The 14967-nt window shown below is 55.6% G+C and carries 16 protein-coding genes; 10 read left to right on the top strand and 6 right to left on the bottom strand.

The window, feature by feature from the left end; all coding sequences use genetic code 11:
- The first annotated feature begins 247 nt into the window (after positions 1-247).
- The 3 genes from pfkB to BWI95_RS15125 all read left to right on the top strand — a co-directional run bounded on the left by pfkB (position 248) and on the right by BWI95_RS15125 (position 2529).
- Positions 248-1180, top strand: coding sequence for a 6-phosphofructokinase II (gene pfkB / locus BWI95_RS15135; RefSeq protein WP_054802879.1), 933 nt, complete (start codon positions 248-250; stop codon positions 1178-1180).
- 92 nt (positions 1181-1272) lie between these two features.
- A complete protein-coding gene (ghoS, locus tag BWI95_RS15130) occupies positions 1273-1563 on the top strand; it encodes a type V toxin-antitoxin system endoribonuclease antitoxin GhoS (protein WP_054802880.1) in 291 nt (96 codons plus the stop codon).
- 105 nt (positions 1564-1668) lie between these two features.
- Positions 1669-2529, top strand: a complete 861-nt coding sequence (locus tag BWI95_RS15125) for a fructosamine kinase family protein (protein WP_076769750.1) — start codon at positions 1669-1671, stop codon at positions 2527-2529.
- 50 nt (positions 2530-2579) lie between these two features.
- On the opposite strand, the gene BWI95_RS15120 is transcribed toward BWI95_RS15125, so the two are convergent.
- On the bottom strand, positions 2580-3116 hold the full coding sequence (locus tag BWI95_RS15120) for a YniB family protein (protein ID WP_076769749.1): 537 nt from the start codon (positions 3114-3116) through the stop codon (positions 2580-2582).
- Between the two features lie 146 nt (positions 3117-3262).
- On the opposite strand from BWI95_RS15120, the gene hxpB reads away from it, so the two are divergent.
- The 4 genes from hxpB to BWI95_RS15100 all read left to right on the top strand — a co-directional run bounded on the left by hxpB (position 3263) and on the right by BWI95_RS15100 (position 7047).
- A complete protein-coding gene (gene hxpB, locus BWI95_RS15115) occupies positions 3263-3931 on the top strand; it encodes a hexitol phosphatase HxpB (RefSeq protein WP_054802881.1) in 669 nt (222 codons plus the stop codon).
- 146 nt (positions 3932-4077) lie between these two features.
- Positions 4078-4839, top strand: a complete 762-nt coding sequence (gene kduD / locus BWI95_RS15110; protein ID WP_054802882.1) for a 2-dehydro-3-deoxy-D-gluconate 5-dehydrogenase KduD — start codon at positions 4078-4080, stop codon at positions 4837-4839.
- A gap of 97 nt (positions 4840-4936) precedes the next feature.
- A complete protein-coding gene (locus tag BWI95_RS15105) occupies positions 4937-5527 on the top strand; it encodes a metal-dependent hydrolase (protein WP_054802883.1) in 591 nt (196 codons plus the stop codon).
- A 128-nt stretch (positions 5528-5655) separates the two neighbouring features.
- Positions 5656-7047, top strand: a complete 1392-nt coding sequence (locus tag BWI95_RS15100; protein ID WP_076769748.1) for an L-cystine transporter — start codon at positions 5656-5658, stop codon at positions 7045-7047.
- Positions 7048-7093: 46 nt separating this feature from the next.
- Here the strand turns inward: BWI95_RS15100 and cedA are convergent, their stop codons facing one another.
- Complete coding sequence (gene cedA / locus BWI95_RS15095) at positions 7094-7333, bottom strand: cell division activator CedA (protein WP_076769747.1); 240 nt, start codon at positions 7331-7333, stop codon at positions 7094-7096.
- A 211-nt stretch (positions 7334-7544) separates the two neighbouring features.
- Between cedA and katE the strand changes: the two genes are divergently transcribed.
- Positions 7545-9803 carry a catalase HPII gene (katE, locus tag BWI95_RS15090; RefSeq protein WP_076769746.1) on the top strand — a complete coding sequence of 753 codons (2259 nt, stop codon included), beginning with the start codon at positions 7545-7547 and terminating at the stop codon, positions 9801-9803.
- A 58-nt stretch (positions 9804-9861) separates the two neighbouring features.
- Here katE and osmE read toward each other — a convergent pair whose 3' ends face one another.
- Entirely contained in the window at positions 9862-10230 is a 369-nt protein-coding gene (osmE, locus tag BWI95_RS15085) for an osmotically-inducible lipoprotein OsmE (protein ID WP_023481703.1), read from the bottom strand.
- A gap of 252 nt (positions 10231-10482) precedes the next feature.
- Between osmE and nadE the strand changes: the two genes are divergently transcribed.
- Both nadE and cho read left to right on the top strand, forming a co-directional pair.
- Positions 10483-11313 (top strand): ammonia-dependent NAD(+) synthetase, encoded by an 831-nt coding sequence (gene nadE, locus BWI95_RS15080; RefSeq protein WP_023481665.1) that lies wholly within the window; start codon positions 10483-10485, stop codon positions 11311-11313.
- A gap of 162 nt (positions 11314-11475) precedes the next feature.
- Positions 11476-12339: an excinuclease Cho gene (gene cho, locus BWI95_RS15075; RefSeq protein WP_076769745.1), complete on the top strand. Its 864-nt coding sequence runs from the start codon at positions 11476-11478 to the stop codon at positions 12337-12339.
- Here cho and ves read toward each other — a convergent pair.
- The 3 genes from ves to astE all read right to left on the bottom strand — a co-directional run bounded on the left by ves (position 12336) and on the right by astE (position 14958).
- Complete coding sequence (gene ves, locus BWI95_RS15070) at positions 12336-12890, bottom strand: environmental stress-induced protein Ves (RefSeq protein WP_076769744.1); 555 nt, start codon at positions 12888-12890, stop codon at positions 12336-12338. The genes cho and ves overlap by 4 nt on opposite strands.
- Before the next feature lie 308 nt (positions 12891-13198).
- Positions 13199-13681, bottom strand: a complete 483-nt coding sequence (spy, locus tag BWI95_RS15065) for an ATP-independent periplasmic protein-refolding chaperone Spy (protein WP_076769743.1) — start codon at positions 13679-13681, stop codon at positions 13199-13201.
- Positions 13682-13992: 311 nt separating this feature from the next.
- Positions 13993-14958: a succinylglutamate desuccinylase gene (gene astE / locus BWI95_RS15060; RefSeq protein WP_076769742.1), complete on the bottom strand. Its 966-nt coding sequence runs from the start codon at positions 14956-14958 to the stop codon at positions 13993-13995.
- Between the last annotated feature and the right edge of the window lie 9 nt (positions 14959-14967).

Genomic DNA, 14967 nt, shown 5'->3' with positions numbered 1-14967 from the left:
CCGGAAACTTTCTTATGGATCAATGACCAACGGTCCGCAGAAAGGTAACAAATTATAAAAAGACCGCTTAAACATATCAATGAAATCTTATTTGATTTTTTGAATAAGAGAGATCTCAGAATAATTGTTATAGATTCCGAAATATCACCGTAAAAATAATATCGTATTTAAAATCATACTGTTATTTACTTTCCCTTCGCTGTAAATTGTGCCAGGCTTACTGCACCCTACGTAACAGGAGGTCAATATGGTATCGATTTATACGCTGACGCTCGCGCCATCCCTCGATAGCGCGACAATAACGCCGCAAATTTATCCGGAAGGAAAACTCCGTTGCACCTCGCCGGTTTTTGAACCGGGTGGCGGCGGCATTAATGTTGCCCGCGCCATTGCCCACCTCGGCGGCAAAGCCACCGCGATTTTCCCGGCGGGCGGCGCAACCGGTGAACACCTGACTGCCCTGCTCGCCGATGAGCATGTCCCGACCCTCTGCGTGCAGACCGCCGACTGGACGCGACAGAACCTGCATGTGCACGTTGAGGCGAGCGGCGAGCAGTATCGCTTTGTGATGCCCGGCGCCGCCCTCAGCGAAGATGAGTTCCGCCAGATAGAAGAGAAAGTGCTGACGATAGAGAGCGGCGCAATTCTGGTCATCAGCGGCAGTCTTCCGCCTGGTGTACAACTCGAAAAGCTGACGCAGTTGATTACCGTTGCGCAAAAACAGGGGATCCGCTGCATTATTGATAGCTCAGGCGACGCACTGGCCGCTGCGCTGGAGATTGGCAATATCGAACTGGTCAAACCCAACCAGAAAGAGCTTAGCGCGCTGGTTGGCCGACCGCTTAATCAGCCCCATGACGTGTTGCGTGCCGCACAGGAGATCATTAACAGCGGCAAAGCGCGCCGCGTAGTGGTTTCGCTTGGGCCGCAAGGGGCACTAGGGGTGGATCAGCAGGGCCATGTACAGGTTGTGCCGCCGCCGATGAAAAGCCAGAGCACCGTTGGTGCGGGTGACAGCATGGTCGGTGCCATGACCCTTAAGCTTGCCGAAGATGCCCCGCTCGACGATATGGTGCGCTTTGGCGTCGCAGCTGGCAGCGCGGCAACCATCAATCAGGGTACGCGCCTGTGTGCCAGTGAAGATACGCAAAAGATCTACGACTACTTACGCGGTGCTTAAGCGCGTTAACGCAGCGAGAGTCGCTGGCTATGGTCGACAAATAGTCGTCGCCGACTATGCTAAAAAAATTTGCATTAACAATGAGGTGAAATATGAGTAGCGATGGCATCACCCGCTACGTCGTCACGGTGAAATTTCACGATGAGACGCTAACGGATATTAATGAGCTGAATAACCACTTTACACTTGCGGGCTTTCTTATCACCATGGCGGACGACGATGGCAAGGTGCACGATCTGGGCACCAACACCTTCGGCCTGATTAGCGCCTTAAATGAGCAAGAGGTTCATGATCTCGCCAGCGGCCTGGCGGAAAGCGCCGTCGGGCGAAAATCCGATGTCACAGTTTCCACCTGGGAAACGTGGCGGCAACAAGAGCAATAAGTGCCATCCTGCGCCGTGCGTGCGCCTGGTGTGCGTTAAGTCGAATTTTTTCACAGCTTTAGTGCGCTAACCTAATGATCTGGCTGATTACATGGGAGAAATATCATGTGGCAAGCGATAAGTGGTCTGTTAAGCGAGCAACTGGGTGAAGGCGAAATTGAACAACGCGATGAGCTACCGGGCGGCGAAATTCACGCTGCATGGCGCATACGTTACGCAGGACGCGACTGTTTCGTTAAATGTGATGAACGCGCCCTGCTTCCCATCTTCACTGCCGAAGCCGATCAGCTGGCGCTGCTGGCGCGCAGCAATACGGTACGGGTTCCTGAGGTGTGGGCGGTCGGCAGCGACCGCGACTACAGCTTCCTGGTCATGGAGTATCTCCACGCCCGCCCGCTGGATGTGCATAGCGCATTTTTGCTGGGGCAGCAGCTTGCCCGGCTCCATCAGTGGAGCGATCAGCCGCAGTTTGGTCTCGACTTTGATAACGATCTCTCCACGACGCCACAGCCGAACGCCTGGCAGCGCCGCTGGTCGACCTTTTTCGCCGAGCAGCGTATCGGCTGGCAGCTTGAGTTGGCGGCGGAGAAAGGGCTGCAGTTCGGCAATATCGATGCAATTGTTGAACATGTTCAGCAGCGGTTAGCTGGCCACCAGCCGCAGGCCTCTTTACTGCATGGCGATCTCTGGTCCGCCAACTGCGCTCTTGGCCCGGATGGCCCCTATATTTACGATCCCGCGTGCTACTGGGGCGACAGAGAGTGCGATCTGGCGATGCTGCCGCTCCATCCGAATCAGCCACCGCAGATCTACGACGGTTACCAGTCTATCTCCCCGCTCCCGCCCGACTTTCTCGACCGCCAACCGATTTACCAGCTTTATACCCTCTTCAACCGCGCCATTCTCTTCGGCGGTGAACATTTGATGAATGCACAGAAGGCGCTGGATCGGGTATTGGCCGCGTAAAAGTGAAAGGCTAAGAAGCCCGATCGCGAATGCTATCGGGCGCTGTAACTTTACAGAAAGCCGAGCAGCTTAAAGAAGAAGTACCCCGCCACGATGATAATGGCCGGCAGTACGTAGAGCGGGAAAATCTGCAGGAAAATGGTGTGGTTTGGCACGTTAATGCGCGCTTCGATCTGCTCGCGGGTCAGCCCCTCGTCGCCTTTGGCTTTTTCGAGGATCAGCTGGTTTTCTACCCCTTCACGCACAAAGCGTGCCTGGCGGCTCATGCGCGCACCGGAAGCCTGTAAAGCCAGGCCAATAAAGATCAGCGCGAAGATAATCCAGAAGAGAACGTTCGTTCCCTGCTGAAAATGGGGCGTCGGCGAGTTGTACCAGAAGAGATTGAGGAATGGCGTATTGAACCGCATCATCTCAATCATCACGTGGGCGAAATCAAGCATCACGGCATTAATACCGGGCTGTTTATCGCTATGCTCATACATAAACTTCAGGATCGAAATAACGGTCGAAATAACGGCCGGAATAAAAATCACCCAACCCAGAACGCGTTTCAGTACGGCGATGCGTCCAGCTTGTTGATACGTCATGGATTCCCCTTGTTGTTGACGCACTGTTTGTGCCTTAGTCTACCTGCTGATAACTATTTTCGCCTGATTTTTAAAGACGCCAGGGTGAACGCATTGCCATACTCACTACCTTCACCCTGTTTAATTTCGCTAACCGGAGAGGTGTTATGTCTGCCCCGCGCCAAACAGTTGCAGCAATTTTTGATATGGATGGTTTATTAATTGACTCGGAACCGCTGTGGGATCGCGCTGAACTTGAGGTGATCTCAAGCCTCGGCGTCGACATCACGCGCCGCGGCGAGCTGCCTGATACGCTGGGCCTGCGCATCGATATGGTGGTTGATTTATGGTATGCGCAACAGCCGTGGAGCGGCCCATCCCGCCAGGAGGTGACGGCACGAATCATTGAGCGCGCAATCGCGCTGGTAGAAGCAGAGCGCCCGCTGCTGCCGGGCGTGCGTGAAGCGCTGGCACTATGCAAAGCGAACGGCCTGCGTGTCGGGCTGGCTTCCGCCTCGCCGCTGCATATGCTCGAAAAAGTGCTGGCGATGTTCGACCTGCGTGACAGCTTCGATGCGCTGGCCTCTGCCGAGAGCCTGCCTTACAGCAAGCCGCACCCGCAGGTTTATCTCGATTGTGCGGCGAAGCTCGGTGTCGATCCTTTAGCCTGCGTGGCGCTGGAGGACTCCGTGAATGGGATGATTGCCAGCAAGGCGGCGCGCATGCGTTCGATTGTGGTGCCCGATGAGGAGCATCGTGCCGATCCGCGCTATGTGCTGGCGAATGTCAAACTCGACAGCTTGCAGCAGCTCACCGCCGCGCATCTGCTCGGTTAACAATGTGCAGGAGCAGCGCAAAGCTGCTCCTGTATCACAAAAATATTGAAACATGATTTCATTTGTTTGTATTTTACGCTCCCGCCTTCTATTCTGATCCGCAGGCATTGACGCCCGTCACGACATGACATCACGCCGGAGTAGATATGATACTGGATGCTTTTAAGCTAACGGATAAGGTGGCTCTTGTAACCGGATGCGATACCGGTCTGGGCCAGGGAATGGCAATAGGGCTGGCGGAAGCAGGCTGCGATATTGTCGGTGTTAACCGGAAAATCCCTCATGAAACGGCAAAACGCGTCGAGGCGCTCGGCCGCCGATTTCACGCGATTCAGGCCGACCTGCGCGACCAACAGCAGCTGACCTCGATTGTCGATCAAGCGCTGGCGAAGATGGGGCATCTTGATATTCTCATCAATAACGCCGGAACGATCCGCCGCTGTGACGCCATCGATTTCAGCGAAAAGGATTGGGATGAGGTGATGGATCTCAACCTGAAATCGCTCTTCTTCCTCTCCCAGGCTGTCGCCCGGCAATTTATCGCCCAGGGCAGCGGCGGCAAAATTATCAATATCGCCTCGATGCTCTCTTACCAGGGCGGCATTCGCGTTCCCTCTTACACTGCCTCAAAAAGCGGCGTGATGGGGCTTACCCGCCTGCTGGCGAATGAGTGGGCGAAGCACAATATCAACGTTAACGCGATTGCGCCCGGCTATATGGCGACCAACAATACCCAGCAGTTGCGCGAAGATGCTGAACGTAATCAGGAGATCCTCGATCGTATTCCCGCTGCTCGCTGGGGCACGCCGGAGGATTTACAGGGCGCGGCGGTTTTTCTCGCCTCTTCGGCGGCTGACTACATAAATGGTTACACGCTGGCGGTCGATGGCGGCTGGCTGGCGCGCTAAATTAGCAGGATTGTGACAAAGAGTTACACCGTCACCTCTTCCGCCTACTGTACAAACATCCTATACTGTATGCATCGACAGTTTAGCGAGTTTGATCATGACGGCGGAAGGACACCTGCTTTTCTCCATAGCCTGCGCGGTGTTTACCAAGAATGCCGAATTGACGCCCGTGCTTGCACAGGGCGACTGGTGGCATATTGTGCCTTCAGCCATCCTCACCTGCCTGCTGCCGGACATCGATCACCCGAAATCCTTCCTCGGCCAGCGGCTAAAGTGGATCTCAAAACCCGTTGCGCGCGCCTTTGGTCACCGTGGGTTTACCCATAGCCTGCTGGCGGTTTTTCTTGCGCTTACCCTCTTTGCCTTAAAAGTGCCTGACAGCTGGATCCTGCCGACGGACGCGCTGCAGGGTATGGTTGTCGGCTATCTTAGCCATATCGTTGCAGATATGCTCACGCCCGCCGGCGTGCCGTTGCTGTGGCCCTGCCGCTGGCGCTTTCGACTACCGATTCTCGCGTCACAAAAAGGTAACCAGATGGAGCGTGTGCTCTGCATGGCGCTGCTCACTTATGCCGTGTGGATGCCGCAAACCCTGCCCGAAAATGGTGCAATCCGCTGGTCATCCGAAGCGATAAATATCCTGCAAAATGAGTTCAATCGCTTTATTGATCGCCAGTCTGCACGATAAATAGTCGATTTCGAACACTTCGCTATAAAGCATTCCATTTGGATATAAGCCGCTCCGGACACTTCTGCTAACCTTGCGCCACAGGATGACCTCGATGTCATCACGATAATGAAATCAGGAGAACGGGGATGAATTTTCCATTAATCGCGAACGTTGTCGTGTTCGCTGCACTGCTGCTTTTGCTGGCGCAGGCGCGCCACAAACAGTGGAGCCTGGCAAAGAAAGTACTGGTTGGTCTCGGGCTTGGCGTGGCATTCGGCCTCGCGCTGCAGGCCATTTACGGTGCCGATAATCCGGTGCTGAAAGAGTCTATTCAGTGGTTTAACGTGGTCGGTAACGGCTATGTACAACTGCTGCAAATGATTGTGATGCCGCTGGTTTTCGCCTCGATCCTCAGCGCCGTTGCACGTCTGCACAACGCCTCGCAACTGGGCAAAATCAGTTTCCTCACCATCGGCACGCTGCTGTTTACCACGCTTATCGCCGCGCTGGTCGGTGTGCTGGTGACCAATCTGTTTGGTCTTACCGCTGAAGGGCTGGTGCAGGGCAGCGCAGAAACCGCGCGTCTGAACGCCATTCAGAGCAACTACGTGGGCAAACTGGCCGATCTGACCGTGCCGCAATTGCTGCTGTCGTTTGTACCGAAAAACCCGTTTGCCGATCTGACTGGCGCAAGCCCGACCTCAATCATCAGCATCGTTATCTTTGCCGCTTTCCTCGGCGTTGCCGCGCTGAAGCTGCTGAAAGATGATGCGCCGAAGGGCCAGCGCGTGCTGACCGCCATCGACACGCTGCAGAGCTGGGTGATGAAGCTGGTGCGTCTGGTGATGCAGCTGACGCCGTACGGCGTGCTGGCGCTGATGACCAAAGTGGTTGCTGGCTCCAACATCCACGACATCATCAAGCTGGGCAGCTTTGTTATCGCCTCTTACCTCGGCCTCGGCATTATGTTCGTGGTACATGGCGTGCTGCTGGGCGTGAATGGCGTCAGCCCGCTGAAGTTCTTCCGTAAAGTGTGGCCGGTGCTGACCTTTGCCTTTACCAGCCGCTCCAGCGCCGCCTCTATTCCGCTGAATGTGGAAGCGCAGACCCGTCGCCTTGGCGTACCGGAGTCAATCGCCAGCTTCTCCGCCTCCTTTGGCGCGACCATCGGCCAGAATGGCTGTGCGGGTCTCTACCCGGCAATGCTGGCGGTGATGGTTGCACCCACAGTCGGCATCAACCCGCTGGATCCGAAGTGGATCGCCACGCTGGTCGGTATTGTCACCATCAGTTCCGCCGGTGTGGCGGGCGTGGGCGGCGGCGCTACCTTCGCCGCGCTGATTGTGCTGCCGGCGCTTGGCCTGCCGGTTACGCTGGTTGCGCTGCTGATCTCCGTTGAACCGCTGATCGATATGGGCCGTACCGCGCTGAACGTTAGCGGCTCCATGACCGCCGGGACGCTGACCAGCCAGTGGCTGAAGCAGACAGATAAAACCATTCTGGACAGCGAAGAGCACGCCGAACTGGCGCATCGCTAAGCTTCGCGTGTAAAAACAAAAACGCCTGCACACTGCAGGCGTTTTTTTATTCCTCTATTTCGCCTTCCTGACGCATCTGCGTCGCCCAGCGCTGTGCCGCATCCGGCGTAGTGAAGGTCGGCGAGCGGCGGAAATTCTCGCCCATCAACACAAACGCGACATATTTAGCGCGCAGCCTCCAGACATCACGATAACCTTCGACCTTTGACGCATGGTCGGGGGGCGCCGGTTCGACGCGCGGGACATAGCTGATAATGACTCGATTCTGTTGACGAAGCGTTTTCATAAGCGATGCATTCACTAAAGACAAATTTCACACACACACGAAAGCCAATGATAGCCGATTGTGACCCCGCGCGTCGCGCCTGGCGTGAGCTTCTCTGCGTGTTTTCAAGGCCGGGCCGGTAAACGGGCGCGACCGGGACATTGTTCTATAGTTAGAAGGGTTAATGGCAATAACCTGCCTTTTTAGTCATGGAAAACAGGAGACGAGTTCAATGTCGCAGCATGAGAAAGAGACGCAACCTTCCCGCGCCCCGGTTGATGATGAAAACGAAGCCCGCCCGGGACTGGATTCCCTCGCACCATCCGATAATTCCCACCGCCCTTCACCAAAACCGACCGCACCCGGTGAAGAGCCCACCGCACCAGGCAGCCTGAAATCACCCGATACCGCCAATGAGAAATTGAATGCGCTGGAGCCGTTCCGCAAGGGCGGCGAGAATGCCGCGCTGACCACCAACCAGGGCGTGCGCATCAGCGACGATCAAAACTCGTTGCGCGCAGGCTCGCGCGGCCCGACGCTGCTGGAAGATTTTATCCTGCGCGAGAAGATCACCCATTTTGACCATGAGCGCATCCCTGAACGTATCGTGCATGCGCGCGGCTCGGCGGCGCACGGTTACTTCCAGCCCTACCGCAGCCTGCAAGATGTCACCAAGGCCGATTTCCTCTCCGACCCGGAGAAGATCACCCCTGTATTTGTGCGCTTCTCGACCGTACAGGGCGGTGCCGGTTCAGCGGATACCGTGCGTGATATTCGTGGTTTCGCCACCAAGTTCTATACCGAAGAGGGTATCTTCGATCTGGTCGGTAACAACACGCCGATCTTCTTCTTGCAGGATGCGCACAAATTCCCCGACTTTGTCCATGCGGTGAAACCGGAGCCACACTGGGCTATTCCGCAGGGCCAGAGCGCGCACGACACCTTCTGGGATTATGTTTCCCTGCAACCGGAAACCCTGCATAACGTGATGTGGGCGATGTCGGATCGCGGCATTCCGCGCAGCTATCGCACCATGGAAGGGTTTGGTATCCACACCTTCCGCCTGATTAACGCCGAAGGGAAAGCGACCTTTGTACGCTTCCACTGGAAACCGCTGGCGGGTAAAGCGTCGCTGGTGTGGGACGAGTCGCAGAAGCTGACCGGGCGCGATCCGGACTTCCACCGCCGTGAGCTGTGGGAAGCGATTGAAGCGGGCGACTACCCGGAATATGAACTGGGGCTACAGCTGATCCCGGAAGAGGATGAGTTCAAGTTCGATTTCGACCTGCTCGACCCGACCAAACTGATCCCGGAAGCGCTGGTGCCGGTGCAGCGGGTCGGCAAAATGGTGCTCAATCGTAACCCGGATAACTTCTTTGCCGAAAACGAACAGGTGGCCTTCCATCCGGGCCATATTGTGCCGGGGTTGGATTTCACCAACGATCCGCTGTTGCAGGGGCGCCTCTTCTCCTATACCGATACGCAGATCAGCCGTCTCGGCGGGCCGAACTTCCACGAAATTCCGATTAACCGCCCGACCTGCCCGTACCACAATTTCCAGCGTGACGGCATGCACCGGATGGATATCGACACCAATCCGGCCAACTATGAGCCGAACTCGATCAACGATAACTGGCCGCGCGAAACGCCGCCGGGGCCGAAACGCGGCGGATTTGAGAGCTATCAGGAGCGTGTTGAAGGGCATAAAGTGCGCGAGCGCAGCCCCTCATTTGGCGAGTACTACGCCCATCCGCGCCTCTTCTGGCTAAGCCAGACGCCGTTTGAACAACGCCACATTGTTGATGCCTTCAGCTTTGAGTTAAGCAAAGTGGCGCGTCCGTACATTCGTGAGCGCGTGGTCGACCTGCTGGCACATATTGATGTCAACCTGGCGCAGTCCGTCGCGGAGAACCTGGGTATTACCCTGACGGAAGAGCAGTGCAATATTACGCCGCCGCCTGCGGTAAATGGCGTGGAGAAAGATCCCTCCCTCAGCCTGTATGCCATTCCGGATGGCGATGTGAAGGGCCGTGTGGTCGCGGTGCTGCTGCATGACAATGTGCGTGCGCAGGATGTGCTTACTCTGTTGCAGGGGCTGAAGAACAAAGGCGTGCACGCCAAACTGCTCTACTCGCGCATGGGTGAAGTGGTGGCTGATGATGGCTCCCGCCTGCCGGTGGCGGCAACTTTTGCCGGTTCACCTTCGCTAACGGTGGATGGCGTCTTTGTGCCCGGCGGTGATGTCAGCACGCTGCTGCAAAATGGCGATGCCAAATACTACCTGCTGGAAGCCTATAAGCACCTCAAGACTATCGGTCTTGCCGGTGACGCCCGCCAGTTTAAAGGGGTGATCCACGTCAACCCGCAGGGCGAAGAGGGCATCATCGAAGGCGATATTGCCTCAACCGCGCTGGTGGAGGATTTTATCGAGCAGCTTTCCGCGCACCGCGTCTGGTCACGTATCAGCAAGATCGATAACGTGCCGGCATAAGGCATAAAAAAACCGGCCAGATGGCCGGTTTTTTGTGTGCTCAGGCAAATTCAAAAAATTACTGCAGAGGTTTTTTCTGCTGAGACTGCTGCTGCGGCGCCTGCGGGTCGGTGTCATATTCGGAACAGGTCTGATAACCCGAGTTCAGCACGTGACCGGTTTCGTCCAGTGCAACGAAGTAGGTTTCAGTTTTGCCGTTACGCTGACCCAGGATATAGGTCTGGCAGGTACCACGAGCGTGAACCATGCTCACTTCTGATGACGGACGGCCTGCAATCTGCATTACCTGCTGGCGGCTCATCCCTTTTTTCACATCTTTAACGACCGGCTGACTAACCTGATCTTTCGCGCGATCGTAAGCGGTACAACCTGCCAGCATAGTCAGTACTGCTGCGGCGCCCAGAATTCCTGCGATATTCTTATTCATATTCCATCCTCTTTAGTATCCGCTTCTGTATCAGCGTGTTAACTAAGCCTGGAATATAATATTGCTTTTTTCAACTTGAGACAGAAAATGATATATCTTTCGGAAAAATCTAATAAAAGTGCGTAACCGCCCTGAAACGGCGCAAATTACGGCACGCAAAACTGTGAACCTTGTCGTTTTCCCACGAAGGGGTTAGGTTTAATGAATAACAATTTGCAACCTGCACAGCAGGATTCAACAACGGAGGGGTTAATGGCTCTGCAACAAGAGATTATTCAGGCACTGGGCGTCAAGCCAACCATCAATGCCGAAGAAGAAGTTCGCCGCAGCGTGGATTTTCTGAAAACATATCTGAAAACCTATCCCTTTATCAAATCACTGGTGCTCGGCATCAGCGGTGGCCAGGACTCGACGCTGGCGGGGAAAATCTCCCAGTTAGCCATCTCGGAACTGCGTGAAGAGAGCGGCGACAGCGAGTTACAGTTTATCGCCGTGCGTCTGCCCTACGGCGCGCAGGCTGACGAGCAGGATTGCCAGGACGCGATTGCGTTTATCAAACCTGACCGCGTCCTGACCGTCAATATCAAAGCGTCGGTGCTGGCAAGCGAACAGGCGCTGCGCGATACCGGTATTGAGTTGAGCGACTTTGTGCGCGGGAATGAGAAAGCGCGCGAGCGTATGAAAGCGCAGTACAGCATCGCCGGGATGTGCAAAGGGATTGTTGTCGGAACTGACCACGCCGCCGAAGCGGTCACCGGTTTCTACACCAAGTATGGCGATGGCGGTACCGATATTAACCCGCTGTTCCGCCTCAATAAGCGTCAGGGCAAGCAGTTGCTGGCGCACCTTGGCTGCCCGGAGCATCTCTATAAAAAAGCACCGACTGCCGATCTGGAAGATGACCGCCCTTCTCTGCCGGATGAAGCTGCACTCGGCGTCACCTACGAGAACATTGACGATTATCTGGAAGGCAAAACGCTGGATGAAGCAACCGCCCGCATTATTGAGGGCTGGTATGTGAAGACCGAGCATAAACGCCGTCCACCAATCACCATTTTTGACGATTTCTGGAAAAAACAGTAAACCGTGACGCCCGCTCAGGCCTACAGATCTGCTGTAGGCCTGCTAAGCGAAGCGGCAACGCTTCACTCTCCCACCCGCACTTACCTGATCTTTCCAAATGTTTCTTTTTTAACCTGAACCACCCTGCTACACTGTACAAGTAACCAGTATCAGGAGTTCCGTGTGGCAAGGCGTCAATCGGCCCCGCGTCTTTCATTTGAGGCGGCGGCAATCTATGAATACCCCGAACATCTGCGTCAGTGGCTTGAGGCGATGCCTAAGCACCCTGGCGTCTATATTTTTCACGGTGACAGCGAGGCAATGCCGCTCTATATCGGCAAAAGCGTCAATATTCGCAGCCGCGTGATGTCCCATTTCCGCACCCCGGATGAAGCCTCCATGCTGCGCCAGTCTCGTCGCGTCAGCTGGATCTGCACCGCCGGTGAGATTGGCGCGCTGCTGCTGGAAGCCCGGCTTATTAAAGAGCAGCAGCCGCTGTTTAATAAACGCCTGCGCCGTAATCGCCAGCTCTGTTCGCTGCGCGTGGAGGAAGGTAAACCGCAGGTGGTTTACGCCCGTGAAGTGGATTTCTCCTCTTCCCCTCATCTTTTTGGTCTGTTTGCTAACCGGCGCACGGCGCTGCAGGCGCTACAATCCATTGCTGATGAAGAGAAGCTCTGTTACGGCCTGCTCGGTCTTGAACCGCTCAGCCGTGGCCGCCCCTGTTTTCGCTCGGCGTTAAAGCGCTGCGCCGGTGCCTGCTGCGGAAAAGAGAGCGTTGAAGAGCATAACAGCCGTTTTCTCGCCGCGATGGCGCGCATGCAGCTGGTGTGCTGGCCGTGGCAGGGCCCGATCGGATTAAAAGAGAGCTTTGGCGAGATGACGCAGTATCACATCATCCATAACTGGCTCTGGCTGGGTTCGGTCAATACGCCAGGCGAAGCGGCAGCCTTGCTGCGCACGCCCGCCGGCTTCGATCACGATGGCTATAAAATTCTGTGTAAACCGCTGCTGTCGGGTGAACACGAGATCGTCGAGCTGGCTTAGTGCCCGGCCAGCCACGTGATTTCGCTAAAGAGTAACTGCCCTTCGGCGCGGAGCAGCCGCAGGGTCTGCCTCCCCTCCTGCCAGCAGGCGCCCTGATCGGCGGTGAGCAGTTTATCGCCCAGCTGCCATGCGCCGCTCAGCACAAATACCACCCCGCCGCGCGAACCGAATGTGGTAAAGGTGCGATCGGCAATGCGCACGTTCGCCTGGCAGCGATCGCGGCGGGTCATAATATTAAAATCCATCGACATGCGGCCTTCGCAAAGCTCGGCTTTGACCGGCTGATCCCCGGCGAAGGTGAAGGGCTGGTGGCGTTTCAACGTATGGCTCACGCTGCCGCCGTTAAGCGTCACTTCTCCACCCTCAATCAGTGTGATCACGCGATCGACGCCTGGAAATGGCGTAAACTCGCCGTTTCCGGCCAGCGAGGCAATGCTGGCGCGCCAGTTAAATTCGCGGGTAGCAGGCGGAAAGCAGCAAATCTCGCGCGTTTCGCCTGCGCCATTTCGCCAGAGATTGACCGGCATTTTGCGAATATCAAAGAATTCCATCATCACTCCTGAATAGCACAGCGATACGCTGCGCCGCTGCTTCTGAAACAGCGTGCATTCTTGTTCTTGTTCACATTGCTATAAACAGGTTATCGGCAGCCAGGCAGCGATGCCTTAGGCTACGACGTAACCAGAGATGTAAAAAAGTATAAACTTCAGATAAGTAGCAACTTCGGGCACACAGGAACAACGAGGATACCGCGCCGGTAGCGGCTGGCAAGAGGCAGGCGAGAAAAAACCGCCGGTTCTGCCCATCATGTGCTACTGGCGATGGGCAAAACCGGCGGTCTTAAGAGGGGTCGACTAAATTATTCAGCCGGTGCAGGAGGCATTTTATCGCCTGCGGCAGGACGTTCTGTCAGACGCTTCTCAAAATTGGCATTGAACTGTTTTTTCTGATCCGGCGTCAGAATGTTGTAAATCTTGTTCTGCGTTTCCATATGTTTGAGCATATCGGCTTTGCGCTGCTCATCCATCTTATTGATTTGCGCTTCAGCTTTAGCTTTGTCGAAGCTGTCGCTGGCAACAATCTCGTGCATCGCGCGCAGTTCTTCCACTGGCGGACGTTTCATCTCTTCGCGCTGGCTCTTCATAATGTCGCGGATTTGCATTTTCTGCGCATCGGTCAGGTTCAGGCCCTGGAACATCATCTCATGCGGCCCTTTTCCTTTGTGATGATGCATCATCGGTTTGGCATCGGCCGGTGCAGCCGGAGCATCATCAGCGTGCGCAAGGCTTGCAGCACCAAACGCCAGGGTAGAGGCAACAAACAGGGCAGTCAATTTACGCATAATATTCTTCCTTACTTCAGTTTTATATACGGCGGTTGCCGTGTTGACGTTAATCACTTTAGCGCTTCAAGCGTCAATTAATCAGAGCGATGGTAAAACAGTGAAAGTGTAAAAGTGAGATTTTAATCAAATATGAAGGAAATAAGGATAAACGGTGAAGAGTGGAAATAAAAATAAACAAGCCACTGAAATATAAGTTTTTTATGGAGATAAGCAAAACCTGAGTATGCTATTTTTTTCAGCGCTCAACAAGATAATTCCGTAATAAATTCAGAGAGCAAAAATAAGCCCTGCGGTGGCAGGGCTTAGCGCTACGCTATTTTTTCGAGCATTAATCCGGCGCGTAATCCAACCTCGACATTGGGGTTGGGAAACAGCACATACTCCTGCGGGTGCGTCACCACATAGCGCTCGCCGCGATCCTCCGCCAGCAGCGTCCCCTCGCTGAACGGGGTAAAGTTCAGCGTCTCATTGTCCATATAGAGGGTAAACGCCTCGCTGCGCCGGGTCAGTTGCTGCACCACCCGGTAACGCAGCGGAGCAAGCTCGGTATCAGGCGCGGGCTCGCCGGCAAGCAGCGCCGCCAAAGCCCAGGCGGTGCGCTGAAACTGGCTCAGATCGTTGGCACCAAACGGCAGCGCTTTCCCCAGCTCCAGCGTGCAGGCGAGCGCGTCGAAGCTTTCACAGCTGAAGTGGGTAAAGGTTCCGCCAGGTGCCTGATGGAACACCAGCGCTTCAAGCCCGGCCGCGCCGAGCCACGTCAGGAAAGCTTCATCCCACGGCGTGGCGCGCTGCGGCAGGACACCAAAACGCACATGGTGCGAGCCGCGAATGGCAGTATGCAGATCGAGATGCCAGCGCGTCTCGTCCCCTTCAGAGAAAAAGTGCGTCACCGCCCGCTCAAGCTGCGCCGCGCGGATGGTTTCATCACTCGGCGGAAGCTGCTGCCAGCGCCCGCCAAACATGCGGTTGAGATCGCTTTTGATATAGCGCTTACCCTGCGCCAGCGCCTGCGGATTGCCAAGAATAATCAGCAGTCGCCAGGTCAGCGGCTGCTCACCAGAAAAGAGGTTGTGCAGGAGTTGATCGATAAGCTCCACCGGTGCCGTCTCATTACCGTGAATGGCGCAGGAGATCACCAGCGAACGCCCTACCGGCTGCGGCGGCACCAGCTCGAGGATCCCCTGCTCATGCCACAACCAGTGAATTCCGCCCGCTTCACCGGACATCTTGCGTGGAATATCGCCCGCAATGGTTGCTGCCAGAAAGTTCTCCATACCGCCTCC

The organism is Kosakonia cowanii JCM 10956 = DSM 18146 (genome assembly GCF_001975225.1).
Classification (GTDB): Bacteria; Pseudomonadota; Gammaproteobacteria; order Enterobacterales; family Enterobacteriaceae; genus Kosakonia; species Kosakonia cowanii.
This window is presented reverse-complemented; position numbering and strand designations above follow the sequence as displayed.

Excerpts from the sequence above, each read along its gene's own strand:
- katE (WP_076769746.1), top strand. The coding sequence starts at position 7,545 with ATGTCGCAGCATGAGAAAGAGACGCAACCTTCCCGCGCCCCGGTTGAT.
- cedA (WP_076769747.1), bottom strand. The coding sequence starts at position 7,333 with ATGAAAACGCTTCGTCAACAGAATCGAGTCATTATCAGCTATGTCCCG.
- ghoS (WP_054802880.1), top strand. The coding sequence starts at position 1,273 with ATGAGTAGCGATGGCATCACCCGCTACGTCGTCACGGTGAAATTTCAC.
- osmE (WP_023481703.1), bottom strand. The coding sequence starts at position 10,230 with ATGAATAAGAATATCGCAGGAATTCTGGGCGCCGCAGCAGTACTGACT.
- BWI95_RS15125 (WP_076769750.1), top strand. The coding sequence starts at position 1,669 with ATGTGGCAAGCGATAAGTGGTCTGTTAAGCGAGCAACTGGGTGAAGGC.
- BWI95_RS15105 (WP_054802883.1), top strand. The coding sequence starts at position 4,937 with ATGACGGCGGAAGGACACCTGCTTTTCTCCATAGCCTGCGCGGTGTTT.
- BWI95_RS15120 (WP_076769749.1), bottom strand. The coding sequence starts at position 3,116 with ATGACGTATCAACAAGCTGGACGCATCGCCGTACTGAAACGCGTTCTG.
- spy (WP_076769743.1), bottom strand. The coding sequence starts at position 13,681 with ATGCGTAAATTGACTGCCCTGTTTGTTGCCTCTACCCTGGCGTTTGGT.
- nadE (WP_023481665.1), top strand. The coding sequence starts at position 10,483 with ATGGCTCTGCAACAAGAGATTATTCAGGCACTGGGCGTCAAGCCAACC.
- pfkB (WP_054802879.1), top strand. The coding sequence starts at position 248 with ATGGTATCGATTTATACGCTGACGCTCGCGCCATCCCTCGATAGCGCG.
- astE (WP_076769742.1), bottom strand. The coding sequence starts at position 14,958 with ATGGAGAACTTTCTGGCAGCAACCATTGCGGGCGATATTCCACGCAAG.
- hxpB (WP_054802881.1), top strand. The coding sequence starts at position 3,263 with ATGTCTGCCCCGCGCCAAACAGTTGCAGCAATTTTTGATATGGATGGT.
- kduD (WP_054802882.1), top strand. The coding sequence starts at position 4,078 with ATGATACTGGATGCTTTTAAGCTAACGGATAAGGTGGCTCTTGTAACC.
- ves (WP_076769744.1), bottom strand. The coding sequence starts at position 12,890 with ATGGAATTCTTTGATATTCGCAAAATGCCGGTCAATCTCTGGCGAAAT.
- BWI95_RS15100 (WP_076769748.1), top strand. The coding sequence starts at position 5,656 with ATGAATTTTCCATTAATCGCGAACGTTGTCGTGTTCGCTGCACTGCTG.